The organism is Aeromonas sp. FDAARGOS 1411, assembly GCF_019047125.1.
Lineage (GTDB): Bacteria > Pseudomonadota > Gammaproteobacteria > Enterobacterales > Aeromonadaceae > Aeromonas > Aeromonas veronii.
This window is the reverse complement of the sequence record NZ_CP077214.1, coordinates 2,930,001-2,956,196: the sequence shown is the minus strand read 5'-3', so window position 1 is coordinate 2,956,196 and position 26,196 is coordinate 2,930,001. Positions and strand designations below refer to the sequence as shown.

Here is a 26,196-nt window from a genome sequence, read left to right as displayed (position 1 = left end):
TACCTTAGTCAGACAGCTTCTGACAGGGCAGCCGTTTTCCCTCAAGGTGGCTCTGACGGGCCAGATCCAGCAGCGCCATCACCGCCAGCGCTTCACTTGCTGGCACCGGGTTGCTCCCTTCGCCCTTGATGGCGGCGCAGACACCGCGATAGTAGGCGCCATAATCCCCCGCCTCACCCACCACGCTCTGTTGCTGCAACTGACCATCGACAATGCGGCTGAGCTGACCTAGTTCGCTATCCATGCCCCAATCCGCCGCCGGCGGCCGCTTGCCCAGCTTGAGCTGATCTTCCTGCACATCCATACCGAATTTCACGAACGAACCCTGGCTGCCGTGAATGACAAAGCGCGGCATGGTGGCTGAAACTAGACAGCTGCCATGCAGAATAACCCGCAGAGCACCGTAACCCAGCACCACATGGAAGTAGTCGTCCGCCAGTGCGCCGGGGCGTTGCTCGGCCAGATCGGCCTGCAGCCAGTCCGGCTGGCCGAACAGCTGCAGCGCCTGATCCAGTACATGGGGGCCGAGATCGAACCAGAGGCCGGAACCCGGGCCACCCGCTTCGCGCCAGCGCTGGCGCACTTCGGGGCGATAGCGATCGAAGTGGGATTCGAACTGGGCGATCTGCCCCAACGTCCCTTCGGCAATCAAACGGCGCACGGTAAGAAAATCTCCGTCCCAACGACGGTTGTGGAAGATGCTGAGCAGTCGCTGCTGCTTTTCGGCCAGTTCGACCAGCGCTTGCGCTTCGGCCAGATCCAGCGCAAAGGGCTTGTCGATCACCACATGTTTGCCTGCCAGCAGTGCCAGGCGGGCGAGGGGGGCATGGGTGTCGTTGGGGGTGGCGATCACCACCAGATCGACGGTCTCATCGCTTAGCACCTCCTCCAGTGAACCGACTCGGCAGCCGGGCAGATCGGCCTGCACCTTGGCGGCATCGCGGCTCACCACCCAACTCAGGGACAAGCCCGGGGTGGTGGAGAGGAAGGGGGCGTGGAAGGTCTTGCCTGCAAAGCCATAGCCCACCAGGGCTGCGTTGAGAGTGTGGCTCATCGGGAGTTCTCCGCTGACATCGAGTGAGTGGGGTTGCCATCGCAGGCAATCTGCCGGATGGCCATATGCTGTAAAGGCGATACAAACGAGAAGGGGGCCGATGGCCCCCTGAGTGTGCCCATCAGAGCACAGGATTTATTGCAAACACAAGCGGCGGCCGCGCCGGGTCATCAGCATCACCAGAGGCGGCAGCAGTAGCCACATATGCAGTGCCAGCTGGCTGAGCGGGTCGTGCATCAGGGCGCCGGTCAGACCAACCAGGGCGCCGGAGCCGCTCATCTGGAACAGGCCGAGCAGGGCCGCTGCGGTACCGGCGCAGTGGCCGAACGGTGCCAGCGCCATCCCGGCGGCCGAGCCCAGAATCATGGCAAAGCCGATGCTGGAGAGGAATACCGGCCCCATCATCGCCAGCGGATGTTCGATGTGCATGGCCAAAGTCAGGGTGATGGCCGAGAGCATCAACACCAGCAGCCCGATGCGCAGGGTGCGTCTTGGCCCCACCTTGGCGATAAAGCGCGGCGCCATGAAGCAGGCCAGAATGTTGAGCGCGGCGTTGGCGGTAAACCAGTAGCTAAAGCCGCTCATGTCCAGCCCCAGTTTCACCATCAGCTGCACCGGTGCGGCGGTGACATAAGCGAGGATCACCGCCATCGCCAGCATGCACAGCGCCGCGTTGAACAGGAAGCTGGGGGAGCGCAGCACCGGGCTGTAGCGGGACCAGCTGATGAGGGCCCCTTCACTGCGGGTCTCCTCCGGGCGGGTCTCCGGCATCCGCCACATCAGCCAGCTGCCGACGATGAGCGCATAACCGGCCATAAACCAGAAGTTGGCAGACCAGCCCGCCTTGGCGGTGAGCCAGCCACCGAGCAGGGGGGCCAGCGCAGGAATAAAGCAGATGGCGCCATTGAGATAGGAGATCATCTGACCGCTCTTTTTCGGGCCATAGCTGTCACGCACCACCGAGAAGGCGGCGACCGAAGTAGCGCAGGCGCCGAAGCCCTGCAGCACCCGGGCCAGCATCAATTCGCCGAGGCTGGCGGCAAAACCGGCCCCCAGCGCGCTCAGGCCATAGAGCAGCACGCCGCCCAGCGCGATAGGCTTGCGACCGTAGCGATCGGCCAGCGGGCCAACAAGCAGTTGCCCCAGCCCCATGCTGAACAGGAACCAGGTGATGGTGCCCTGCATCAGGGTTACTTCGGCGCCCAGCTGCTCGGCCATCTGCGGAATGGCGGGCAGGTAGATGTCGATAGCCAGCGGACTGAACAGCACCAGTAGTACGAGCAAAAGTATCAATGGCATCTGTCACCTCTTTAGTCAGCCAGGTTAATGAATTGGGGCGCGAGTCTACTGACTCACAGTAATGAATAGAAATGGTATTTAATCACTTTGGTTATTCCATTATGGAAACATGTATTAAAAAGCTGGTTATTCGATGGCGGCAAATCCCCCGTAACCCCATCACAGCGGGTGTAATTGGCGCTTTTACTAAACGCTTGCGCCGCATAGAATGCGCAGATTATTTTTGCGGAGGTGCTCGATGAACAAGCTTGTCCTGGCAACAGGTAACCAGAAAAAGGTGAAGGAATTGGCCGCCATGCTGGCCGATATGAAGATCCAGGTGATCCCACAGAGCGAGTTTGCGGTCTCCGATGCCGATGAGACCGGCACCACCTTCGTCGAGAATGCCATCATCAAGGCCCGCCACGCGGCCCGCATTACCGGTCTGCCCGCCGTGGCCGATGATTCCGGTCTGGAAGTCGATCTGCTGCAAGGGCGCCCCGGCGTCTACTCCGCCCGCTTTGCCGGTGTGGGTGCTGGCGACAAGGCCAACATCGAGAAGCTGCTCGGCGAGCTCAAAGGTGCCCCCGAGTATCTGAAGAGCGCCCGCTTCTGGTGTGTGCTGGTCTATATGCGCCACGCCGACGATCCCACCCCCATCATCTGTCAGGCGAGCTGGGAAGGGATGATCATCGACGAGCCGCGCGGTCAGCACGGTTTTGGCTATGACCCCGTCTTCTTCGTGCCGGATCACGACTGCACCGCCGCCCAGATGCCCGCCGAGCTGAAAAACCAGCTGAGCCATCGCGGTCAGGCGCTGGCCAAGTTAAAAGCGGCGCTGGCTGCGGCGCACTGAGCCACTTCGCCACCTTGTTGGTTACACACGGTCAATTACACATAGTCATCTACAATGGGGGCCTTGAGCCCCCGTTTTATTGGAAGCCCCATGCTGCAACTGCCGCCGCTCTCTCTCTATATTCATGTGCCCTGGTGCGTCCAGAAGTGCCCTTACTGTGACTTCAACTCCCATGCCCAGAAGGGGGAGTTGCCTCACCTCGAATATGTCGCCGCTCTGCTGGAGGATCTGGATCAGGATCTGAAGTGGGCGCAGGGGCGGCCGCTCTCCTCGATCTTTATCGGCGGCGGCACCCCCAGCCTGTTGACGGTGGAGGCGATGCAAACCTTGCTGGACGGGGTACGGGCCCGCATTGTGCTCACCGCAGATTGCGAGATCACCATGGAGGCCAACCCGGGCACGGTGGAGGCGGAGAAGTTCGCCGGTTTCCAGCGCGCCGGCATCAACCGTATCTCCATCGGGGTGCAGAGCTTCCAGCAGGAGAAGCTGACCCGCCTCGGCCGCATTCACGGCCCGGAAGAGGCGCGCAAGGCCGCTGCACTGGCCCATGCCATCAAGTTGCCCACCTTCAATCTGGATCTGATGCACGGTCTGCCGGATCAGAGTCTGGATGACGCCCTTTATGACCTGCAGCAGGCGATCGACTGCGCCCCGCCGCACCTATCCTGGTATCAGCTCACCATAGAGCCGAACACGGCGTTTGCCTCCAAGCCGCCCAAACTGCCGGAAGATGACACCCTGTGGGACATCTACGAGCAGGGCCACGCCATGCTCACCGCCAGCGGTTATCGCCAGTACGAGATCTCGGCTTACGCCAAAGAGGGCTATCAGTGCCATCACAACCTCAACTACTGGCGTTTCGGCGACTATCTGGGGATCGGCTGTGGCGCCCACGGCAAGGTGACCGATCTCGCTAATCAACAGATCCTGCGCACCGCCAAGGTGAAGCATCCGAAAGGGTATCTGGACAAGAGTCGCCCCTATCTGGACGAGCAGTGGCAGGTGACGGCAGACGATCTGCCGCTCGAATACTTTATGAACCGCTTCCGCCTGTTTGAACCGGCCCCCAAGGCGGAGTTCGAGGCCTATACCGGCTTGCCGCTGGAAAGGGTAGAGACGGTGCTCGCCATCGCCCAAAGCAAGGAGCTGATCGAGGATTTGGGGGATAGCTGGCAGCTCACTTCTCTCGGCCATCGCTATCTCAACGTGCTGCTCGAACTGTTTATGGATGAGTGAAAACTGGCTCACGATCTGGCTGCGAAGCCGTGATCAAGGTTCATGCGCTGCTCGGAAGCCTCACGTATCTCTATACGCTCCGGTTCCTGCGCTGCTCTTCACCTCGCTGACAGCTTCTCGCAACAGGTCGTGAGGCAGTTTTGGCGAACCGTGTTTCGAGATAACAATCAGGGCGCCAATGGCGCCCTGATTGTTTATGGTCGGTAGAAACCCGCTCAGCAGCAGACGCGGATCATCTGCTGTTGGCCGGGCTCCCACCGCTTGCCAAATTTGGCCTTGCGCTGGTAACTCCCCTTGCCCTTCTTGTTGCGCTCGACCCGGCTGCGAAACAGGGGATCGGAGAGCAGGGCGTGCAGATGGTTATCCTTTATCTCGCCGCGCTGGTGGGCATAGTTGCCCCCTTGCGCATTTTCCTCACGGGGGAGGGCGGGTTGGTCGACCCGGATCTTGGCCATGATGGCTCCTCTTCTTTTCTCTTGGTGTGTTGATTCTTGTGTCTGGATGGCGGTTTTCACTGCGGGCGCCTGTTCAGGCTAGCGCCCGGCAACCGGATGCACTTGCACCGATTAAAAACGCGGCGATTTTGTCACCAAATCGCCGCCGGAGCAATGCGTCGGGCGCGCCGAGTCAGTCACACTGAGCTAGGCACGCTCAGTCAGGCATACCATGTCAGCCGTGAACCGGGTCATGCTGGTTGTGGCTGTGATGCTCGTGATGGGCCGGGGCGCCAGATTCCAGCGTCTCGAGGATGGCGCAGTGCTCGGCCGAGCGCGGCCCGCCACAGCAGATATTGGAGAGCTCGCGCAGATTGTCGCGAAAGCGGGTCAGTTCGATGATCTTCTGCTCCACCTGGGCCAGCTTGGTGTCGGCCACTGCTTTCACCTCCTGACAGGTGACTTTGGCCTTGTTGGTATCGAGGTCGAGCAGCTCGCCAATATCGGCCAGCGAGAATCCGACCGACTTGGCGCGGATAATAAACTCCAGCCGCCGCTTGTCCTGTTCGCTGTAGAGGCGGTAGCCGGATTCGTTGCGGATCCCCGGTGAGATAAGCCCGTTCTTCTCGTAAAAACGCAGGGTATCTGCCTTGACCCCGCACGCCTTGGCCAGTTCACCGATCCGATACATGCTCTCTCTCCCCTTGAATGTATGCCGCCACAAAAACCGGAATCCACTATCACCCCTTTGCCCATGGATTGCCAGCCAAGGGCATAAAAGGGGCAGATAAACATCTCCTGGCGACCCTTTTTCCCATAAAACACTGAAAGTGCAAACGTTTCGAGAAAATCAAGTGGAAAACGTTTAACGCCGCGCCAAATAAGGCTTTTCTGTTTCAAAAAATCCACCACAGGTCACATTTTTTGTGTAGAATACGCGCCCATAACAGAGCGCCGCACCAAGCGGGCATTTCCTAAAACGCTTTTGCCGGATGTCGGGGCGAGAGTGGTTTGCGAAATCCCCCACTTCCATTTATTTGGGGACTCTCTGTGTTGAGCCTCGCCTCCCATGGAACGGTCCCCGTTATGTTGAGGACGATAGTGTGATGGAACAAGCTCGACCCATTCGCCGTGCACTGCTGAGTGTGTCTGACAAAACTGGCATTCTGGAATTTGCCAAGGCACTCAACGAGCGTGGTGTTGCCCTGCTCTCCACGGGCGGTACCGCCAAGCTGCTTGGCGAGGCGGGTCTGCCGGTGACCGAGGTCTCCGACTACACGGGTTTCCCTGAAATGATGGATGGCCGGGTCAAGACCCTGCATCCCAAGGTTCATGGCGGCATCCTCGGCCGTCGGGATCAGGATGACGCCATCATGGCCCAGCACGCTATCTCCCCCATCGACATGGTTGTCGTCAACCTTTACCCCTTTGCTGCCACCGTGGCCAAAGCGGGCTGCACTCTGGCCGATGCGGTCGAGAACATCGACATCGGCGGCCCGACCATGGTGCGCTCTGCCGCCAAAAACCATAAAGATGTTGCTATCGTCGTCAAAGCTGCCGACTATGATCGGGTTATTCGCGAGATGGATGCCAACGGCAACAGCCTGAAACTGGCGACCCGTTTCGATCTGGCCATCGCAGCCTTCGAGCACACCGCCGCCTACGACGGCATGATCGCCAACTACTTCGGCACCATGGTTCCTTCCTACGGTGACAACAAGGAGGGTGACGAGGAGTCCCGCTTCCCGCGCACCTTCAACAGCCAGTTCATCAAGAAGCAGGACATGCGTTACGGCGAAAACAGCCATCAGGCAGCCGCCTTCTACGCCGAAGAGCATGCCGCTCCGGGTTCTGTCTCCAGCGCTACCCAGTTGCAGGGCAAGGCGCTCTCCTACAACAATATCGCTGATACCGATGCTGCGCTGGAGTGTGTGAAGGAGTTCGACGAGCCAGCCTGCGTCATCGTCAAGCATGCCAACCCCTGCGGTGTGGCCATCGGTAGCGACCTGTTGAGTGCCTACGATCGCGCCTACCAGACCGACCCCACCTCTGCTTTCGGCGGCATCATCGCCTTTAACCGTGAGCTGGATGGCGCCACTGCCGCTGCCATCGTTGCCCGCCAGTTTGTCGAAGTGATCATCGCCCCAACCGTCAGCCAGGAGGCCCGCGATACGGTCGCCGCCAAGCTGAACGTGCGTCTGCTCGAATGCGGTCAGTGGACGGCTCCGGCGCAAGGCTTTGACCTCAAACGCGTCAACGGTGGCCTGCTGGTGCAGGAGCGCGATCTCGGCATGGTGACGCTGAGTGACCTGACTGTGGTCAGCAAGCGCCAGCCGACCGAGGCCGAGCTGCAGGATCTGCTGTTCTGCTGGAAAGTGGCCAAGTTCGTCAAATCCAACGCCATCGTCTACGCCAAAGATGGCCAGACCATCGGCGTCGGCGCAGGCCAGATGAGCCGTGTTTATTCGGCCAAAATCGCCGGTATCAAGGCGGCGGATGAAGGACTGACCGTGGCGGGCTCCGTGATGGCCTCCGATGCCTTCTTCCCGTTCCGCGACGGTATCGATGCTGCCGCTCAGGCCGGTATCTCCTGCGTGATCCAGCCGGGTGGGTCAATGCGCGATCAGGAGGTGATCGACGCCGCCGACGAACACGGCATGTGCATGGTCTTTACCAACATGCGCCATTTCCGTCATTGATGGGTCAGGGGCTGCCGATGGCGGCCCTTTTGTTGTCTCTTTTCAACTGACTATTTCCACTGACTGACGGCCCGAGTGGCCGTCCAGTGACCACAAATAGAAGCGAGCGATACGATGAAAGTACTGATCATTGGCAACGGTGGCCGCGAACACGCTCTGGCCTGGAAGGCCAAACACTCCCCACTGGTACGTCACGTTTTTGTGGCGCCGGGCAACGCTGGCACCCAGCTTGAGCCGGGTGTCGAGAACGTCGCCATCGAGGCGACCGATATCGAAGGGCTGCTGGCCTTTGCCAAAGAGAAGCAGGTCGGCCTCACCATCGTCGGGCCGGAAGCGCCGCTGGTGAAAGGGGTGGTGGATGCCTTCCGCACCGCTGGTCAGCCCATCTTTGGCCCGACCGCTGCCGCTGCCCAGCTGGAAGGCTCCAAGGCCTTCACCAAGGATTTCCTGGCCCGTCACGCCATCCCGACTGCCGAGTACCAGAACTTCACCGAAGTGGAGCCAGCACTCGCCTACTTGCGCGAGAAGGGCGCCCCCATCGTCATCAAGGCCGATGGTCTGGCGGCGGGCAAGGGGGTGATTGTCGCCATGACCTTGCAGGAAGCGGAAGACGCGGTGCGCGACATGCTCTCCGGCAATGCCTTTGGCGAAGCGGGCTCCCGGGTGGTGATTGAGGAGTTTCTGGAGGGTGAAGAGGCGAGCTTCATCGTCATGGTCGATGGCGAGCACGTGCTGCCGATGGCCACCAGTCAGGATCACAAGCGGGTTGGCGACGGTGATACCGGCCTCAACACCGGCGGCATGGGGGCATACTCCCCGGCGCCTGTGGTGACCGCCGAGGTACATCGACGCGTGATGGAGCTGGTGATCATGCCGACCGTGCGAGGCATGGCGGCCGAGGGCAACGTCTACACCGGTTTCCTCTACGCCGGTCTGATGATCGACGGTGCAGGCAATCCCAAGGTGATCGAGTTCAACTGTCGTTTCGGCGATCCCGAGACCCAGCCCATCATGCTGCGGATGCAGTCCGATCTGGTGGAGCTCTGCCTGGCCGCTTGCGCAGGCAAGCTGGATCAGAAAGAGGCCATCTATGATCCCCGCGCCGCCATCGGCGTGGTGTTGGCGGCGGGAGGCTATCCTGGCGATTACAGTACCAATCACCCCATCAGCGGCTTGCCGGTGGATGAAGTGGCAGGAGAGAAGGTGTTCCATGCCGGGACCCGCCTGGAGGGCGATACCAGCCTGACTGCTGGCGGTCGTGTACTGTGCGCCACGGCGCTGGGCCATACGGTTGCAGAAGCCCAGCAGCGTGCCTATCAGCTCGCTGGCCGCATCAAGTGGGATGGCGTCTTCTACCGCAAGGATATCGGCTGGCGCGCCATTGCTCGCGAACAGGAGTAACTGACGCACGCAAATGACCAGCTGATTCAGACCCCGCTACGGCGGGGCTTTTTGTCCCTGTTTACCGCTTTCAACCATCCTCATAGTGCGCGTCACCTGCGTTCAATCAGTTACCAAGCGCAAACAAGCGCGGCATATCTGTCACTATTTGCCACAAAAAACAGCATTTTTCACAAACGTTTCACCATGAGTCATGGCATCATGCTGGTGATGAATTCTTGTTTGGATTCATAAGTACCCCTAACAATTCGAGCATGTCGTTATATAAGGAAATCCCATGTTGAAAACCGTCCGCCCCCTGCTGCTGCCCCTGATGTTTGGCCTGATGACCCTGCCTGCCGTGGCGGGTGATCTGGAACAGCCGATGAAGAAGATTGGCTTCAACTACAAGCAGGCCGTCAAGGCTGATGATGCAGCCACCATGGAGAAGCACATCAACGAGATGAAGGCCCAGCTTGATGTGGCCAAGCAGAAGAACATGCCGGCCGCCAAGAAAGAGAAATTCCTTGAAGGGATGAACGAGGTACAGACCGAGCTGGACGCCAGCCTGGCCGCACTCAAGGCGGGTGATGAGGCCAAGGCGCGCGAACATCTGGCCAAGGTCAACGACCTGAAGAAGGAGTACCACAAATATGCCAAGCAAAAAGGGTGAGCCCTTTCGCTGGGATCCGCTGGTTCGCCTGACCCACTGGGGCTTGGTGGCGGTCTGCATCAGCAATCTCTGGGTTAACGAAGCGGGCGAGGAGTGGCACGAGTGGCTGGGTTACGGTGCCATTGGGCTGGTCTCCTTGCGTCTGCTCTGGGGGCTTACTTTTGCCCGTGGCTACGCTCGCCTTGGTGCCCTCATCCCCAGTGGTGAGGATTTTCGCCAGCAAGCGCGCGAGATGCGTGAGCGGCAGCCTCCGGCACCGGGGCATCACGGTAGCGGCAAGCTGGCCGTGTGGGCGCTCTGGCTGGTTGTGCTGGCTACTGCTGGCAGCGGCTGGTTTCAAAATACCGAGACGGGATTTGAACTGGGGGCTGACGAGTGGCATGAGTGGTGCGTGGTGGCGCTACAGGGGCTGATCGGTCTGCACCTGCTGGCCATCATCTTCACCTCCTGGCGTCAGCGCAGCAATCTGGTTACCCGGATGCTACCCGCCGGGCGTCGCTCGTCCATCCAGAGCGGCAGCAACGAGCATACCTGAGGCTCAGCATTAGGCTCCTTGTCTCTGAGTGAGGCGCCTGATCCGGACCCTGCCCAGACCCGCCCATGGCGGGTCTTTTCTATGACCTCATCGAGCTCATCACAGGGCATTGTCCGATACGTAGATGCAAAAAGGCCGCTCATCATGAGCGGCCTTTTTAAATTTGGTGGCCCCTGGGGGACTTGAACCCACGACCAATCGATTATGAGTCGACTGCTCTGACCAACTGAGCTAAGGGGCCAAATTGTGCGTTTAGCGGCGTGGATTATAGGGGAAGAGGAAAGGGCAGTCTATAGGCATATCAACCACTTGGCGACTAATTGTCCAGGTCGATAGAGGGTGCAAAGCGGGTCGCAAGGGTAAATGCCAGACAAAACAAAGCCCCGCATGGCGGGGCTTTGGCAGAGCAGTTTGACACAGGGTCAGGACTATTCGTCCAGGAAGCTGCGCAGCACTTCCGAGCGGCTCGGGTGGCGCAGTTTACGCAGTGCCTTGGCTTCGATCTGACGAATACGCTCACGGGTAACGTCGAACTGTTTGCCCACTTCCTCGAGGGTGTGGTCAGTGTTCATGTCGATACCGAAACGCATCCGCAGTACCTTGGCTTCGCGGGCGGTCAGGCCAGCAAGCACTTCGCGGGTGGCGTTGCGCAGGCTTTCGCTGGTCGCCGCATCCGCTGGCAGAGCCAGGGTGGTATCTTCGATGAAGTCGCCCAAGTGGGAATCTTCATCATCACCGATGGGCGTCTCCATGGAGATAGGCTCTTTGGCGATCTTCAGTACCTTGCGGATCTTGTCTTCCGGCATGCCCATGCGCATGGCCAGCTCTTCCGGGTTCGGTTCACGACCCATCTCCTGCAGCATCTGACGGGAGATTCGGTTGAGCTTGTTGATGGTCTCGATCATGTGTACCGGGATACGGATGGTACGGGCCTGATCCGCGATGGAGCGGGTAATGGCCTGACGGATCCACCAGGTTGCATAGGTCGAGAACTTGTAGCCACGACGGTATTCAAACTTGTCTACCGCCTTCATCAGACCGATGTTGCCCTCCTGGATCAGATCCAGGAACTGCAGGCCACGGTTGGTGTACTTCTTGGCGATAGAGATAACCAGACGCAAGTTGGCCTCAACCATCTCTTTCTTCGCACGGCGGGCCTTGGCCTCACCGATGCTCATGCGGCGGTTGATATCCTTGATCTGGGCAATCGACAGACCGGTCTCTTCTTCAATCTGCTGCAGCTTGCCGATGGCGCGCTGGATATCCTCGTCCATTTCAACCAGACGGGGAGACCAGGCTTTGCCAGCCTGCTTCTGGTATTCGAACCAGGCAGTTTCACACTCGTTGTTGGTGAAGGCCGCGACGAAGGTTTTCTTCGGCATCTTGGCCTGCTCAACGCAGAGCTTCATGATGATGCGTTCCTGCACGCGGACGCGCTCCATCATTTCCCGCATGTTGTTGACCAGGCGATCGAACTGCTTGGGCATCAGGCGGAATTGGCGGAATACATCGGCCAGCTGGGCGATGGCGGCCTGGGTATCTTCGTGCGCGCGACCATTCTTCTGAATGGAGAGGCGGGTCACTTCATACTGGGCACGCAGTTCGCCAAACTTCTCGCGAGCGACTTCCGGATCCGGACCACCGTCACCGTCGTCGTCAGAGCTGTCGCCATCTTCGTCTTCGTCTTCTTCGTCTTCTTCATCTTCGTCGGCCAGATCGTCTTCGCCGAGTTCGGAACCGATATGCGTGGCGGTAGGTGCCATGTCTTCAGTTTCGTTCGGGTCAATAAAGCCAGAGATGATGTCAGAGAGACGTAGCTGCTCGGCTTCGTACTTGTCGTACTGTTCGAGCAGGTAAGTAATTGCTTCAGGGTACTCGGCTACGGAGCTTTGTACCTGGTTGATACCGTCTTCGATCCGCTTGGCGATGTCGATTTCGCCTTCACGGGTCAGCAGTTCGACGGTACCCATTTCCCGCATGTACATGCGGACGGGATCGGTCGTGCGACCAATCTCAGATTCAACAGATGCCAGAGCCTGGGCCGCTGCTTCGGCAGCGTCCTCATCGGCGGTACCACCTTCAGCCATGATAAGGTCATCGGCATCCGGAGCGTTTTCAACCACTTGAATGCCCATATCGTTGATCATCTGAATGATGTCTTCGATCTGGTCTGAATCGACAATGTCTTGCGGGAGGTGATCGTTCACCTCGGCATAGGTCAGGTAGCCCTGTTCTTTACCTTTGGCAACGAGGAGTTTAAGCTGAGACTGCGGGGTTTGCTCCATAGAACTCATCCGGTTGGTGTTGCTAGGTTGCGCGTACAGTGCGCTGCTGCGCAAATAGCCAATTCTAATAGAAAACCGCCAGACATGCTATGTCTGGTTGCGGCGTCGGTCATGAGAAACCCCTGCCCGCAGTATTGTCGGGGCCAGGCGGTTATAAAAATTTTGCTTTTCATCCCGTCGATTCGGGCAACGCTATCCATATTGGGACTAATCACTCAAATATCAAGCCCCACTCTCATTTCTTTTCTCAATTTGCACCTCTCTTATCAGCATCATCAGCTCTTGGGTTTCTTCGGAGCTTAGTCCTTCCTGAGTCACTTTGGCCTGCAATTCTTCGATCCGCTGTTTCAGAAACTGGTTGATGAAGCCGACGAAGGTGTCCTGCAATTCTCCCAGAATATCCGGCTCCTGATCGAGTTTGATCTCCTCGAACAGGTCGTGCATGGCCAACTGAGCAAGGATCTCTCCCTCTTTGGTACCACGCCAGTGTTCCAGCAGGATACCGGTTGTGATACCGGGCTGTGCCAGGATTTGCTGGTGCAGTTGCAGCAGGAACTTGATGCCTTGTACGCGTAGTCCGGCCAATTCCGGCATGGGGGGAAGCTCAGCCGTTACTGCCGGATATTGCACCATCAGTGCCAGCGCACGCCGCAGTGGCGTCAGCTTGGCTGCCTTGGGTTTGTTGGCCTCGGCCTTGGGCTGACTGTTACGGGTAAAGAGCTCGGCGATGCGCTGCTTGTTCTCGCCCCAGCGCATCATGCTGGAGAGGCGGGTGATCAGCCCTTCGCGGGTAAACCCTTCCGGTACGCGACGAATAAGCTCGGCGGCCTTGTTGGCCACTTCGAACTTGCCTGCCTCACCGGAGAGCGCCGCATCGCGACCGAGACGCTCGAACATGAAGTCGGCGAACGGCTGGGCTTCATCGAGCAAGGCTTCGAAGCCCTCCTTGCCGATCTGGCGTACCAGCGAGTCGGGATCCTCGCCATCGGGCAGGAACACAAACTTCAGCTCGCGGCCATCCTGCAAATGGGGGAGGGCATTATCCAGCGCGCGCCAGGCGGCTTCACGACCGGCGTTGTCACCATCGTAGCAGCAGACTACCTCGGCGGTGGTGCGAAACAGGGTGTGGATATGGTCGCTGGTCGTTGCAGTACCCAGCGCCGCCACCGCATAGTCGATGTCGTACTGACCGAGTGCCACCACATCCATGTAGCCTTCCACCACAAGGATCCGGCGCGGATCCTTGTGTGCCTGCTTCACTTCGTAGAGACCGAACAGCTCCCGCCCTTTATGGAAGATGGGGGTCTCCGGCGAGTTCAGATACTTGGGTGTGCCATCACCCAGCACCCGGCCACCGAAGCCGATGACCCGGCCACGCTTGTCGCGGATCGGGAACATGATGCGATCGCGGAAACGATCATAACTCCCCGGGCCATTGTCACGGGTGATCAGCATGCCGCCCGAGATAAGCAATTGCTCGTGATCCCGGCTGGTACCAAAGCGGCGGCGCACCTGATCCCAATCGCTGGGTGCATAGCCAATGTTGAATCGTTTGACCACTTCACCGGTCAGGCCGCGGCCTTTGAGGTACTCCACCGCATGGGGAGCGCTCTTGAGATTGCTCTCGTAGAAGCGGGCGATCTGGTTCATCAGCTCGAACAGATCCTTGCTAACAGCGGGCTGACTATTGGCCGAACCACCGATGCTCTGCTCGCGAGGTACCTGCATGCCTTGCATGCTGGCGAGCTCTTCGATGGCATCGGGAAATTCGAGACCGTCGTACTCCATGACAAAGCCGATGGCGTTGCCATGGGCGCCACAACCGAAACAGTGGTAGAACTGCTTCTCCTGGCTGACGGTAAAAGAGGGGCTTTTTTCGTTATGAAAAGGGCAGCAAGCCTGGTAGTTCTTACCGGCTTTTTTCAGCCGCACTCGCGAGTCGATCAGCTCGACTATGTCTGTGCGTACGAGCAGATCGTCGATAAAGGATTGGGGGATCCTGCCTGCCATAACCGTCCTGTTTCATTGCGGAGAAAATAAAAAAGCCGCGCATTCCAAGGGAAGCACGGCTTCTTCGACCAAACAAGAGAGTTGCCTGTTACGCCAAGCGGGTTTTCACCTGAGCACTGACGGCGCCGACATCGGCACGCCCCTGAATTTTCGGCTTCAAGACAGCCATGACCTTGCCCATATCAGCCATGACGGCAGCACCACTTTCAGTGATGGCTTGCTCGATCAGGGCGGAAATTTCATCTACGGTCAGCTGTTGCGGCAGGAATTCCTGCAACACAACGATCTCGGCGGACTCTTTGTCGGCGAGATCCTGGCGACCGGCAGCTTCAAATTGGCTGATGGAATCGCGGCGCTGTTTGACCATTTTGGTCACGACAGCGAGGATATCCTCATCATTCAGCTCGATACGGGTATCGACTTCACGTTGCTTGATTTCTGCCATCAACAAGCGGATCGCTCCCAGACGTGCCTTGTCTTTGGCAAGCATTGCGAGCTTTTGCTGATCCTTGAGTTGATCCTTCAGAGACACGGCAATATCTCCCGATTAGTACAGGCGGATACGACGTGCGTTTTCGCGAGACAGCTTCTTGGCGTGACGCTTGACAGCAGACGCTTTGGCGCGCTTACGAATGGTAGTCGGCTTCTCGTAGAACTCACGGCTACGAACTTCGGACAGGATACCGGCTTTTTCGCAAGAACGCTTGAAACGACGCAGAGCAACGTCAAACGGCTCATTTTCACGGACTTTGATTACTGGCATGTGCCTTTCACCTCAGTGATAAATTGTTAGCTGACCTTCAATCGATCAGCATGTCTTAAAATGGTGCGAAATTATACTCTGGACAGGGAATGAAAGTAAACCCGCAGAGATCGCTCTGGTTTAAAAAACCCGCGAAGGTTACCATAGCCGTCTCATTTTAGCAGTGAAATTTTTTAGCAATGCGTGTATTGGGCATAGAGACATCCTGTGACGAAACCGGGATCGCGATCTTCGACGATCAAAAAGGGATCCTTTCCCATCAGTTATACAGCCAGGTCAAGCTGCATGCGGACTACGGTGGCGTCGTCCCCGAACTCGCCAGCCGGGATCATGTTCGCAAGACGATCCCGTTGATCCAGGCCGCATTGCAAGAGGCGGGACTGGGCAAAGATGACATCGACGGCATCGCGTATACCGCGGGTCCGGGTCTGGTTGGCGCCATTCTGGTGGGGGCGACCATTGGCCGCTCGCTGGCGATGGCGTGGAACAAGCCGGCCATTGCCGTCCATCATATGGAAGGGCACCTGCTGGCCCCCATGCTGGAAGAGAAAGCTCCCGAGTTCCCCTTCGTGGCGCTGCTGGTCTCTGGTGGTCACTCCATGCTGGTACGAGTCGACGGTATCGGCAGCTATCAGCTGTTGGGCGAATCCATCGATGATGCCGCTGGCGAAGCGTTCGACAAGACCGCCAAGCTGATGGGGCTGGACTATCCGGGTGGTCCGCTGCTCTCCCGTCTGGCCGAGAAGGGCACTACTGGGCGCTTCCACTTCCCCCGTCCCATGACTGACCGTCCTGGGCTCGACATGAGCTTCTCCGGCCTCAAGACCTTCACAGCCAACACCATCGCCGCCAATGGTGATGATGAACAGACCCGTGCCGATATCGCTCGGGCGTTTGAAGATGCGGTGGTTGATACCCTGGCCATCAAGTGCCGTCGTGCCTTGAAAGAGACCGGTCTCACGCGTCTGGTGGTCGCCGGTGGCGTCAGTGCCAACCGTCATCTGCGTGCCCAGCTGGCCGAGCTGATGGAGAGCCTCAAGGGCGAGGTGTTCTATCCGCGCACTGAATATTGCACCGATAACGGCGCCATGATTGCCTATGCCGGTATGCAGCGCCTGAAAGCGGGCGTGTTCGAACCGCTGGCGGTCAAAGCCGTGCCGCGCTGGCCGCTGGATACCCTGGATCCGGTCTGATCCGACGGATCCCGCCTTCTGGCGTGGTGGTGAGTACCATGGTGGCCTATCGCTCCTGCAATCCGGCAGCGGTGGTTATAGCGCCGCTGGCACGCTGTTGTGGTGTCTGCTGTCGCCGTGGTTGAGCCATCCGGATAAGAGGTCAGGTCTCTTGCTGGCAGACAGCCAAGCACAGAGTAAAGAGATAAAAAATCCCCGCCAACTGGCGGGGATTTTTGTTTGGTGATCGGCAGGCGATGGATTACAGCAGGATGCCGCCGAAGAAGAAGCCCAGTGCCACGGCGATGGCGATGGTGGCGGTGCCCGGTACGAAGAAGGGGTGGTTGAATACCGCCTTACCGATACGGGTGGAGCCGGTGTCGTCCATCTCTACCGCAGCCAGCAGGGTCGGGTAGGTCGGCAGTACGAACAGGGCGCTCACGGCTGCGAAAGAGGCAATCGCAGTCAGCGGGCTGACACCCAGTGCCAGTGCGGCCGGCATCAACGCTTTGGTGGTGGCACCTTGTGAATAGAGCAGCATGGCGGCGAAGAACAGCACCACGGCCAGCAGCCAGGAGTACTGGTTCAGCAGGTCGCCAGCGATCAGCTGGATGGTGTCCATGTTGCCTTTTACGAAGACGTTACCCAGCCAGGCCACACCCAGTACGCAGATACAGGCAGACATACCGGACTTGAAGGTCGGCATGTTGGTCACTTGAGTGGCGTCCAGTTTGCACACCAGAGTCATGATGGTGGCCGCGGCCAGCATGATGCCCATGATGGCGCCGTCACGGGGGATCGGCGGGTTGGTGATCAGACCCACTTTACCGGAGATGGCAGTGGCATAAGCCATGACAGCAACGATGGCGGCGATGAAGATCCAGACAGACAGTTTGGCGTACGGTTTGATCTCGAGCTTGGTAGTACCACGCAGTTTGATCAGGCCCTTGGCTTTACGCTCCAGATAGACTTCGTCCTGCTCCAGCGGCTTGCCCATCATGTTGGCAATGAAGGCGCCCAGGATACAGGCCAGGAAGGTGGAGGGGATGCAGATGGCCAGCAGGGTCAGGTAGTCAACACCAAATGGCTCGAGCATGCCGGAGAAGGCAACCACAGCGGCAGAGATCGGGGAGGCTGTGATGGCGATCTGGGAGGCGACAACCGCGATGGAGAGCGGACGGGATGGGCGGATCCCTTGCTCTTTGGCCACTTCCGCGATCACCGGCAGGGTGGAGAAGGCGGTATGACCGGTACCGGCCAGCATGGTCATCAGGTAGGTGACCACCGGGGCGGCGAAGGTGATGTATTTGGGGTTCTTGCGCAGCGCTTTTTCTGCCAGGAAGACCAGGTAGTCCATCCCGCCAGCCAGTTGCATACAGGCGATGGCGCAGATGACGGACGCGATGATCATGATCACATCCCAAGGGATGTAGCTGACCAGTTGATCGCTCGGGATGGGCATGCCCAGACCCCACGTCAATACCAGTACCCCCAGACCACCGGCAAAGCCGATGCCGATGCTGCCTATCCGGGCCCCCAGATAGATAGCGGCGAGCACGACAAGTAACTCGATTCCAATCATAGCGATAACTCCATTTTTTAGTTTTTGGTTTTTATTTGGCAAAAAGCCAATTCCCGATCGGGCTGGGGATAAAGACCAATCGGGAACTGACTTTATGGGCCGGGAAGATCCCGGCCCACACTCGCTTATACGGCAGCTTCGCGGGTGAAACGCTTGGCTTTGTATTGCGGGTTCATCAGGTTCTCGATGGAGAGAATTTCGTCCAGCTGCTCGGCGCTCAGCAGGCCACGCTCAAGAACGACTTCGCGGACGTTCTTGCCGGTCTGGGCACAGATCTTGCCGACGATATCCCCTTCGTGGTGGCCGATGAAGGGGTTCAGGTAGGTCACGATACCGATGGAGTTCAGCACGTGATTCATGCAGATTTCCGGGTTGGCGGTGATACCTTCCACGCACTTCTCGCGCAGGGAAATACAGGCTTTTTCCATCAGACTCAGGGATTCGAACATCGCCTGACCAATCACCGGCTCCATGACGTTCAGCTGCAGCTGACCGGCTTCGGCGGCGAAGGTGATGGTGATGTCGTTGCCGAATACCTTGAAGCAGGATTGGTTGACCACTTCCGGGATAACCGGGTTGACCTTGGCCGGCATGATGGAGGAACCCGCCTGCATTTCTGGCAGGTTGATCTCTTTCAGTGCAGTGCGCGGGCCGGAGGAGAGCAGACGCAGGTCATTACAGATCTTGGACAGCTTCATGGCCAGACGCTTGATGGCGCCGTGCAGCATGACGTAGGCGCCACAGTCGGAGGTCGCTTCGATCAGATCTTCTGCCGGCACATAGGCACGACCGGTGATCTCAGCCAGACGCTTGATAGCCAGTGCAGAGTACTCGGGCGGAGTGTTCAGACCGGTACCGATGGCGGTCGCGCCCAGGTTCACTTCCAGCAGCAGCTCCTGGCAACGCTTGATGGATTTGATCTCTTCACGCAGGGTCACGGCGAATGCGTGGAACTCCTGACCCAGAGTCATCGGAACCGCATCTTGCAGCTGGGTACGACCCATCTTCAGGATGTTTTTGAACTCTTTCGCTTTGGCATCGAATGCCGCGATCAGGTGCTCCAGCGCGTGCAGAGTCACGTCAGTGCTGTTGACCACAGCAACGCGGAAACCGGTGGGGTAGGCATCGTTGGTGGACTGGCACTTGTTGACGTGGTCGTTCGGGTTGATGACGTCGTAACGGCCTTTCTCCAGACCCATGATTTCCAAGGCGATGTTGGCCAGTACTTCGTTGGTGTTCATGTTGACGGAGGTGCCGGCACCACCCTGGTAAACGTCGACCGGGAACTGGTCGAAGCATTTGCCGGTGTTCAGCATCAGGTCGCAGGCTTCTACGATCTTGTCAGCAATTTCAGGACGGATGGTACCCAGTTCACCGTTTGCCAGCGCAGCGGCCTTCTTGGTCAGCACCATACCGCGGACAAATTCCGGAACGTCAGAAATCTTCTGAGAGCTGATCTTGAAGTTCTCGACAGCGCGCAGGGTGTGCACACCGTAGTAGAGATCATTGGAAACTTCTTTGGTGCCCAGCAGGTCTTCTTCAATGCGGACGTTCTTGATGTCGCTCATTGTAATGCCTCAGAAATCAGATAAATGGAAAAATCCTCACCGAGTGGTCGCGAGTTCCTTGCGCACAGCTCATCCTGAAGCACCACACATCGAGTGGGGCGGTTGGGAGAATGACCTCCCGAAAAACTAATCAATATACTACTCCAATTGAGGTATCGGTTATTAGAGGTGGATCACTAAATTTGCGACATTTTCAAATTACTTTGAGGAAAGTACACATATGTTATGAAGTTTTTATCATGATGATTTTTATAAATTTTTGTGACTTTTTGCTGGTTTTTTAGATTGCTGATGACTTAGGGGTCAGTTGACCAACTTGAAAAGAGGGGGGCCGCCCCCATTTATTCAGGGCAGAAAGTGGTGATGACGGGGTGGCAAAATCACCTCTGACCATCGTTGGATGGACGCCACTTTTTCTCAATTTACCGGTGCTGGAGTGGATATGGGCAAGTTGTTTTTGTTGTTGGTGGGTCTGGTTGTACTGGAACTCACCGTGATGATCGAGGTCGGCTCGGTAATCGGGGCGCTGCCGACTGTCGGCTTGCTCATACTGACTGCGGTATTGGGCTCCTCGCTGGTGCGCAGTGAAGGGATCAAGACCCTGTTCAGCGCCCAGCAAAAGATGCAGATGGGCGAGATGCCGGGCCGCGAGGTGATGGGGGGCATGATGCTGGCGTTGGCCGGTTTGCTGCTGATTATCCCGGGTTTCGTGACCGACATTTTCGGTGTGCTGTTGCTGCAACCCTGGCTGCGTAACAAACTGGCTGACAAGCTGATCGGCAGCAGCCAGTTCCGGATGCAGATGGGTGGCTTCCAGCGTACTCAATCGCCGTTTGGCAACGCACCGTCCGATGATCATCTGGGGAACGCCAAGCAGGGCGGCACCACCATCGAAGGCGAATTTGAGCGCAAAGAGTGAGCGCAAAGAGTAATCGACGAGACGAAAACCCGAGGCGAGTGACTGAATCAGGGTTTGCCCTGATGGCACAAGGTCTCGAAGCGGTGTCGGGCATACCACCATGCAAGGGTGCCCGCCGCCAGATTGGCCAGCAGTATCCCCAGATATATCCCCTGTTCTCCTCCCAGCTTTGCCCCCAGCCAGGCTCCTGGCAACAGAAAACCAAACAGCCGCAATCCGTTGAACAAAAACGAGATACTGGATGCTCGCACGCCATTGAGTGCAGAGGCCAGCAGCATCACCATGCCCTGAAAGCCGTAACCGATCGGCACCAGATGCAGATAGAGAATGATGAGGCGGATGACCTGCGGATGATCGCTGAACAGGTTGGCGATGAGTGGCGCCAGTAGCCAGGTCAAGCCATAGATGGCGAGCTGAAACAGCAACGCAAAACTCATGCAGCTTTGCAGCGCAGCCTTGGCGCGGGCCGGATTACCGGCACCGCAGTTTTGCGAGATGAAAGGGGCCAGCACGGAGGCAAGGGCCATCATCACAATCAGCAACAGCGCCTCGACCCGCGACGCGGCGCCGTAAGCCGCCACCACCTCGGTACCCAGTCCTGCAAAGATCGTCATCAGCACCGCATTGGCCAGGGGGTTGAGCATATTGGTAAAAGAGGCGGGGACGGCGACATGGAGCAAGGCCCGCCAGTGGGTCAGCAACCGAGCCCGCGGCGAGAGGCGCCACAGCAGCAAGCCCTCCCGATGACGCAGGATATAGAGGCTGACCAGCATCGCCATCAACCAGGAGAGAGAAGTCGCGATGGCGGCCCCGCGGATCCCCCACTCGGGAAAGGGGCCGATGCCGAAGATCAACAGAGGATCCAGTACTCCGTTGACCAACCCGGCTACGGCCATCACCAGACTGGGGGTTTTGGTATCGCCGGTCGCCCGGATGGCGGCATTGCCCACCATGGGCAGCACCAGCATGGGGACGGTGAGATACCAGATCAGCATGTAGTCATGGATGAGGGAGATAAGCTCGGCACTGGCGCCCAACAGGGTAAACAGAGGCTTGATGGTGAGAGCGCCCCCCGCGGAGAGCAGGGCTACCATGATCACCGCCAGAAACAGGCTGTCGGTGGCGAGATGGGCTGCCTCATCGTGTTTGCCCTGCCCCAGGGTATGACCGATCACCGCTGACAATCCGGCGCCCAATCCCATCGCCAGCGAGGTAACCACAAAAGTGACAGGAAAGGTAAAACTGATGGCGGCCAGAGCTTCGGTGCCCAGCATACCGATAAAAAAGGTATCGACCAGATTGAAGGCAAGAATGGCGATGATGCCGAAGATCATGGGGCCCGTCATCTGGCGCAGTACGACCGGAATAGGGGCTGTCAACATGGGGTTGGTGTGGGTCAAGGGCTCGTCTCTACAGCTGGCTTTGAAGGTTCTGGCATCGAAAACGGGCGGCTTGAACCGACCTTGCACCAGGGTGCGGACATGGCTGAACCATCGAAGATGTTTATAGTACGTGAAAAAATTTTTTTTGTATTTGCCCTTGAAGGGTTAGCAACTCTGCCCCACATCAGGGACATATCTAATTTGGCCTGGAACGGCCATTCCTCAAAGCAACAATGAGACTCATTTTGGGAGAGTTATCGATGAAAATTCGTCCACTGCACGACCGCGTCATCATCAAGCGCATCGAAGCTGAAGCCAAATCTGCCGGCGGTATCGTCTTGACTGGTACTGCGGCCCAGAAGTCCACCCGTGGTGAAGTGCTTGCCGTGGGGACTGGTCGCATCCTGGATAATGGCGAAGTCAAAGCGCTGGCCGTGAAGGTTGGTGACAAGGTTATCTTCAACGAAGGCTACGGTGTGAAGACCGAGAAGCTGGATGGTCAGGACGTCCTGATCCTCTCAGAAACCGACATCCTGGCGATTGTCGAAGAGTAATCCATCCTCCTTTTCCCCGAATTGATTTAAGGATTGAAGAAAAATGGCAGCTAAAGACGTTAAGTTTGGTAACGAAGCCCGCATCAAGATGCTGGAAGGCGTAAACATCCTGGCTGATGCCGTCAAGGTGACTCTGGGCCCGAAAGGCCGCAACGTGGTGCTGGACAAGTCCTTCGGCGCCCCGACCATTACTAAAGATGGTGTGTCTGTTGCGCGCGAAATCGAGCTGGAAGACAAGTTCCAGAACATGGGCGCCCAGATGGTCAAGGAAGTGGCTTCCAAGGCGAACGATGCCGCCGGTGACGGTACCACTACTGCAACCGTTCTGGCTCAGGCCATCGTCAACGAAGGTCTGAAAGCCGTTGCCGCCGGTATGAACCCGATGGATCTGAAGCGCGGTATCGACAAGGCAGTTGTGGCTGCCGTTGCCGAGCTGCAGGCACTGTCCCAGCCGTGTGCCGACAGCAATGCCATCGCTCAGGTGGGCACCATCTCCGCCAACTCCGACGAGAAAGTGGGCAAGCTGATTGCCGAAGCCATGGATAAAGTGGGTCGCGATGGCGTCATCACCGTTGAAGATGGTCAGGGTCTGGAAGATGAGCTGGCTGTTGTTGAAGGTATGCAGTTCGACCGCGGCTACCTCTCTCCGTACTTCATCAACAAACAGGAAACTGGTTCTGTCGAGCTGGACGATCCGTTCATCCTGCTGGTTGACAAGAAAGTCTCCAACATCCGCGAAATGCTGCCGGTGCTGGAAGGTGTTGCCAAAGCGGGCAAACCGCTGCTGATCGTTGCCGAAGACGTAGAGGGCGAAGCCCTGGCGACTCTGGTGGTCAACACCATGCGTGGCATCGTGAAAGTGGCTGCCGTCAAGGCGCCGGGCTTCGGTGACCGTCGCAAGGCCATGCTGCAGGATATCGCCGTACTGACTGGCGGTACCGTCATCTCCGAAGAAGTTGGCATGGAGCTGGAAAAAGCGACTCTGGAAGATCTGGGTCGTGCCAAGCGCATCGTCATCACCAAAGAGAACACCACCATCATCGATGGCGTGGGTGATGCAGGCGTGATCGAAGGCCGTGTTGCCCAGATCCGTCAGCAGATCGAAGAGACTTCCTCCGACTACGACCGTGAGAAGCTGCAAGAGCGCGTAGCCAAGCTGGCTGGCGGTGTTGCCGTGATCAAGGTTGGCGCAGCCACCGAAGTCGAGATGAAAGAGAAGAAAGCCCGCGTTGAAGATGCCCTGCACGCTACCCGCGCCGCGGTTGAAGAAGGTGTGGTTGCCGGTGGTGGTGTTGCGTTGGTTCGCGTTGCAGCCAAACTGGCTGGTCTGCGTGGTGACAACGAAGACCAGAACGTCGGTATCAAGGTTGCCCTGCGCGCCATGGAAGCCCCGCTGCGTCAAATCGTCATCAACGCCGGTGAAGAAGCCTCCGTCATTGCCAACGCAGTGAAGAACGGCGAAGGCAACTTCGGTTACAACGCTTACAGCGAACAGTATGGCGACATGCTGGCCATGGGTATCCTGGATCCGACCAAGGTAACCCGTTCCGCTCTGCAGTTTGCCTCTTCTATCGCCGGTCTGATGATCACCACCGAGTGCATGGTCACCGAACTGCCGAAGAAAGATACCCCTGCTATGCCTGATATGGGCGGCATGGGTGGCATGGGCATGATGTAATCATCCCCCTTGTTCTGTTTGACAAACGGCTCGCTCAAGGCGAGCCGTTTTTTTATATCTGGCTAAACTGAGTCTGTTGAGACAGCAAATCTGGGGGGCGATATGAAAATGTTTGGTTGGCTGACACTACTGTGTTCATTGGTCATCATGCCGGTGATGGCTGCTGAGGCGCTGACGGGGCCGGTGATCCTGAAAGTGGGTGGTAACATCAAGTCGGCAGACGAAGTTGATGGCAAGGTGTTGTTTGATCTGGCAAAACTACAGGCTCTGCCGCAACATGAGATCGTGACCGGCAACCCGTGGGTGGATAAGCCGCACACCTACAGAGGCCCAAAACTGGCCGATGTATTGGCTGCAGTCGGTGCGGATGGCAAGACCATTACGTTGACTGCGCTGAACAGTTTCCAGATCCGTATTGAATGGGACAAGGTTGCCAAATACGAGCCCATTCTTGCATGGGAAGACAATGGGGCTGTCATGCGGGTGCGTGACAAGGGGCCGGTCTGGTTTATGCTGCCTCTTGATCAATATCCGGAATTGAAGCGATCCGAATATACCGACATGATGATTTGGCAGCTGGATTTGATAGACATTCAGCACTGATAAAAACAGCACGGGAGCATGGGGTGAAAGGAAAGACCAGGGCGTGGCCACTGCTCGTCATTCTGTATGTATCCATCCTGTCGTTTACCGGGAGCACCCTCTATTGCCTGATGCAGATCCAGAATGCGACCAGAGCGATGGAGAAATACACCTATGATGTCTCTTGGGCGCTGATGCAGTTGCAGCTGGAGCTCGGGCGTTTCCTCAATGCGGTAGAGGTCTATCACTATGGCGGGATTGATCATGACACCTTGATGTTGCGTTATGACATTCTCTGGAGCAGAACGCCCATCCTGTTGAGCGGCCAGCTGCGCAAGAGCATGCAGGACAAGCAGAAAACCTTGCGTCTGGTGCAGCTGATTGAAACCAATATTCGCCAAATAGAGCCCGACATCACCAAGTTGCAAAGCGGGGCATCTGACTATCAGCAGATCATGATGCGCCTTGCCCCGCTGCAAGAGCCGCTCTCCTACTCCCTCGCTTCTGTGATGCAGAAGAACATTAACGTCTATTCCGAGAACGATCGTCATTTTGGGCAGTTGCGCAATGCCTTGTTGCTGATGGTCTCCGGTCTGGTCATGTCAGTGCTGCTGCTCAGCATGCTGCTTATATATGAAGGGCGTCGCCATTTCAGAGCGGCCAGACGGGATCCGCTGACCGGGTTGTCCAATCGGGTTGCTTTGCTGGAGCGGATGGAGCTGTACGCCACACAGGAAGTGCCGTTTGGTCTGGTGCTGGTCGATATCAACGACTTCAGGGATATCAACAGCAAGTTTGGCTATGACACCGGTGATTATCTGCTTTGTGAGTTTGCCACCCGGATCAGGGGGCTCTGTGAAGAGGGTGAGTGGAGCGGACGTCTGGGGGGAGATCAATTTGCCATTATTCAGCGTGGCAGCAGCGATCTGCGTCAGGTCAGGGAGCTGGTAGCGCGATTGCTGCATGCGCTGAAGCAAGATATCGTCTATGACAACTATCCCTTCCGGCTCGAAGTCGGGATCGGGATTGCCTTCTATCCGATGGACAGCGACAAGACTCAGGAGTTGCTGAGTCGTGCGGAGCAGGCCCTGTTCCATAGTCGCAAGACCCATGTCCCCTATGTGATTTACGATAACTCCCTGCTCAACGAGACGGCGCGGCGCAAGCATCTGGCGTCGGACATGATCATGGCGCTGGAACACAATGCGTTGGAACTCTATTACCAACCCATCGTCAATCTCGAGAGTGGCCGTTGTGAAGCTGTCGAGGCTCTGCTGCGCTGGCGGCATCCGGAACTCGGCTTCATTCCGCCAAACGAAGTGATCATGGTGGCCGAGGAGTTCCAGCTTGCCGAGCGGGTTGGGAGCTGGGTGCTGAACACAGCTTGCGAGCAGCTCTATCAGTGGCACCAGCTTGGTATGGTTGATCTGCAAATGTGTGTGAATATCTCGCCAGGCATGTACCAGCGTAATTTGCTCAAACGGGTGGCCAAGGCATTGATGGAGCACCATTTGCCTGCACGTAGTCTGGTCCTGGAGGTCACGGAAGATACCACC

Annotated in this window: 23 protein-coding genes and 1 tRNA gene (1 of these 24 cut by a window edge); 12 read left to right on the top strand and 12 right to left on the bottom strand. The window is 57.7% G+C overall.

Annotated elements, in window-relative coordinates:
* Positions 1–4: 4 nt before the first annotated feature.
* Both I6L41_RS13170 and I6L41_RS13165 read right to left on the bottom strand, forming a co-directional pair.
* Complete coding sequence (locus tag I6L41_RS13170; RefSeq protein ID WP_216959366.1) at positions 5–1,054, bottom strand: oxidoreductase; 1,050 nt, start codon at positions 1,052–1,054, stop codon at positions 5–7.
* 135 nt (positions 1,055–1,189) lie between these two features.
* On the bottom strand, positions 1,190–2,353 hold the full coding sequence (locus tag I6L41_RS13165) for a multidrug effflux MFS transporter (protein WP_005340537.1): 1,164 nt from the start codon (positions 2,351–2,353) through the stop codon (positions 1,190–1,192).
* Between the two features lie 238 nt (positions 2,354–2,591).
* On the opposite strand from I6L41_RS13165, the gene rdgB reads away from it, so the two are divergent.
* On the top strand, positions 2,592–3,188 hold the full coding sequence (gene rdgB / locus I6L41_RS13160) for an RdgB/HAM1 family non-canonical purine NTP pyrophosphatase (RefSeq protein ID WP_076495765.1): 597 nt from the start codon (positions 2,592–2,594) through the stop codon (positions 3,186–3,188).
* Positions 3,189–3,278: 90 nt separating this feature from the next.
* Positions 3,279–4,424, top strand: coding sequence for a radical SAM family heme chaperone HemW (hemW, locus tag I6L41_RS13155; RefSeq protein ID WP_216959363.1), 1,146 nt, complete (start codon positions 3,279–3,281; stop codon positions 4,422–4,424).
* A 215-nt stretch (positions 4,425–4,639) separates the two neighbouring features.
* On the opposite strand, the gene I6L41_RS13150 is transcribed toward hemW, so the two are convergent.
* Together I6L41_RS13150 and zntR are read right to left on the bottom strand one after the other, a co-directional pair.
* Positions 4,640–4,879, bottom strand: coding sequence for an alternative ribosome-rescue factor A (locus I6L41_RS13150; protein ID WP_005340543.1), 240 nt, complete (start codon positions 4,877–4,879; stop codon positions 4,640–4,642).
* A gap of 214 nt (positions 4,880–5,093) precedes the next feature.
* Positions 5,094–5,549, bottom strand: coding sequence for a Zn(2+)-responsive transcriptional regulator (gene zntR, locus I6L41_RS13145; protein ID WP_139408414.1), 456 nt, complete (start codon positions 5,547–5,549; stop codon positions 5,094–5,096).
* Positions 5,550–5,964: 415 nt separating this feature from the next.
* Here zntR and purH point away from each other — a divergent pair, with 415 nt between their 5' ends.
* The 4 genes from purH (at position 5,965) to I6L41_RS13125 (ending at position 10,145) form a co-directional block, all read left to right on the top strand.
* Complete coding sequence (gene purH / locus I6L41_RS13140; RefSeq protein ID WP_216959360.1) at positions 5,965–7,557, top strand: bifunctional phosphoribosylaminoimidazolecarboxamide formyltransferase/IMP cyclohydrolase; 1,593 nt, start codon at positions 5,965–5,967, stop codon at positions 7,555–7,557.
* 114 nt (positions 7,558–7,671) lie between these two features.
* Entirely contained in the window at positions 7,672–8,958 is a 1,287-nt protein-coding gene (purD, locus tag I6L41_RS13135; RefSeq protein WP_216959357.1) for a phosphoribosylamine--glycine ligase, read from the top strand.
* Between the two features lie 277 nt (positions 8,959–9,235).
* A complete protein-coding gene (locus tag I6L41_RS13130; protein ID WP_005349056.1) occupies positions 9,236–9,610 on the top strand; it encodes a cytochrome b562 in 375 nt (124 codons plus the stop codon).
* Complete coding sequence (locus tag I6L41_RS13125; RefSeq protein WP_216959355.1) at positions 9,591–10,145, top strand: cytochrome b/b6 domain-containing protein; 555 nt, start codon at positions 9,591–9,593, stop codon at positions 10,143–10,145. The genes I6L41_RS13130 and I6L41_RS13125 overlap by 20 nt, the downstream gene beginning before the upstream one ends.
* 164 nt (positions 10,146–10,309) lie before the next feature.
* Here the strand turns inward: I6L41_RS13125 and I6L41_RS13120 are convergent.
* The 5 genes from I6L41_RS13120 to rpsU form a co-directional block, all read right to left on the bottom strand.
* Positions 10,310–10,386: transfer RNA gene (locus tag I6L41_RS13120), tRNA-Ile, on the bottom strand.
* 187 nt (positions 10,387–10,573) lie between these two features.
* Complete coding sequence (gene rpoD, locus I6L41_RS13115; RefSeq protein ID WP_005340563.1) at positions 10,574–12,430, bottom strand: RNA polymerase sigma factor RpoD; 1,857 nt, start codon at positions 12,428–12,430, stop codon at positions 10,574–10,576.
* A 222-nt stretch (positions 12,431–12,652) separates the two neighbouring features.
* Positions 12,653–14,440 (bottom strand): DNA primase, encoded by a 1,788-nt coding sequence (gene dnaG, locus I6L41_RS13110; RefSeq protein WP_216959353.1) that lies wholly within the window; start codon positions 14,438–14,440, stop codon positions 12,653–12,655.
* Positions 14,441–14,528: 88 nt separating this feature from the next.
* Positions 14,529–14,972 carry a GatB/YqeY domain-containing protein gene (locus I6L41_RS13105; protein ID WP_216959351.1) on the bottom strand — a complete coding sequence of 148 codons (444 nt, stop codon included), beginning with the start codon at positions 14,970–14,972 and terminating at the stop codon, positions 14,529–14,531.
* Positions 14,973–14,987: 15 nt separating this feature from the next.
* Positions 14,988–15,203 (bottom strand): 30S ribosomal protein S21, encoded by a 216-nt coding sequence (gene rpsU / locus I6L41_RS13100; RefSeq protein WP_005309452.1) that lies wholly within the window; start codon positions 15,201–15,203, stop codon positions 14,988–14,990.
* A 179-nt stretch (positions 15,204–15,382) separates the two neighbouring features.
* Between rpsU and tsaD the strand changes: the two genes are divergently transcribed.
* On the top strand, positions 15,383–16,396 hold the full coding sequence (gene tsaD, locus I6L41_RS13095) for a tRNA (adenosine(37)-N6)-threonylcarbamoyltransferase complex transferase subunit TsaD (RefSeq protein WP_042052807.1): 1,014 nt from the start codon (positions 15,383–15,385) through the stop codon (positions 16,394–16,396).
* 241 nt (positions 16,397–16,637) lie between these two features.
* On the opposite strand, the gene I6L41_RS13090 is transcribed toward tsaD, so the two are convergent.
* Both I6L41_RS13090 and aspA read right to left on the bottom strand, forming a co-directional pair.
* Positions 16,638–17,957 carry an anaerobic C4-dicarboxylate transporter gene (locus I6L41_RS13090; RefSeq protein ID WP_021229055.1) on the bottom strand — a complete coding sequence of 440 codons (1,320 nt, stop codon included), beginning with the start codon at positions 17,955–17,957 and terminating at the stop codon, positions 16,638–16,640.
* A 125-nt stretch (positions 17,958–18,082) separates the two neighbouring features.
* Positions 18,083–19,525, bottom strand: a complete 1,443-nt coding sequence (aspA, locus tag I6L41_RS13085) for an aspartate ammonia-lyase (protein WP_005340569.1) — start codon at positions 19,523–19,525, stop codon at positions 18,083–18,085.
* Positions 19,526–19,967: 442 nt separating this feature from the next.
* Between aspA and I6L41_RS13080 the strand changes: the two genes are divergently transcribed.
* A complete protein-coding gene (locus I6L41_RS13080) occupies positions 19,968–20,444 on the top strand; it encodes an FxsA family protein (protein ID WP_005340570.1) in 477 nt (158 codons plus the stop codon).
* A 47-nt stretch (positions 20,445–20,491) separates the two neighbouring features.
* On the opposite strand, the gene I6L41_RS13075 is transcribed toward I6L41_RS13080, so the two are convergent.
* On the bottom strand, positions 20,492–21,826 hold the full coding sequence (locus I6L41_RS13075) for an MATE family efflux transporter (RefSeq protein WP_254203426.1): 1,335 nt from the start codon (positions 21,824–21,826) through the stop codon (positions 20,492–20,494).
* A gap of 260 nt (positions 21,827–22,086) precedes the next feature.
* Between I6L41_RS13075 and I6L41_RS13070 the strand changes: the two genes are divergently transcribed.
* From I6L41_RS13070 to I6L41_RS13055, 4 genes are all read left to right on the top strand, one after another.
* On the top strand, positions 22,087–22,380 hold the full coding sequence (locus I6L41_RS13070) for a co-chaperone GroES (protein WP_005340573.1): 294 nt from the start codon (positions 22,087–22,089) through the stop codon (positions 22,378–22,380).
* A 43-nt stretch (positions 22,381–22,423) separates the two neighbouring features.
* A complete protein-coding gene (groL, locus tag I6L41_RS13065; protein ID WP_005340575.1) occupies positions 22,424–24,058 on the top strand; it encodes a chaperonin GroEL in 1,635 nt (544 codons plus the stop codon).
* A 102-nt stretch (positions 24,059–24,160) separates the two neighbouring features.
* Positions 24,161–24,661, top strand: a complete 501-nt coding sequence (locus I6L41_RS13060; protein ID WP_216959346.1) for a molybdopterin-binding oxidoreductase — start codon at positions 24,161–24,163, stop codon at positions 24,659–24,661.
* A gap of 23 nt (positions 24,662–24,684) precedes the next feature.
* On the top strand, positions 24,685–26,196 hold the 5' portion of the coding sequence (locus tag I6L41_RS13055) for a bifunctional diguanylate cyclase/phosphodiesterase (RefSeq protein WP_216959343.1). 420 nt of this gene lie beyond the right edge of the window; 1,512 of the gene's 1,932 nt are visible here — the first part of the coding sequence; the start codon lies at positions 24,685–24,687; its stop codon lies beyond the right edge, outside the window.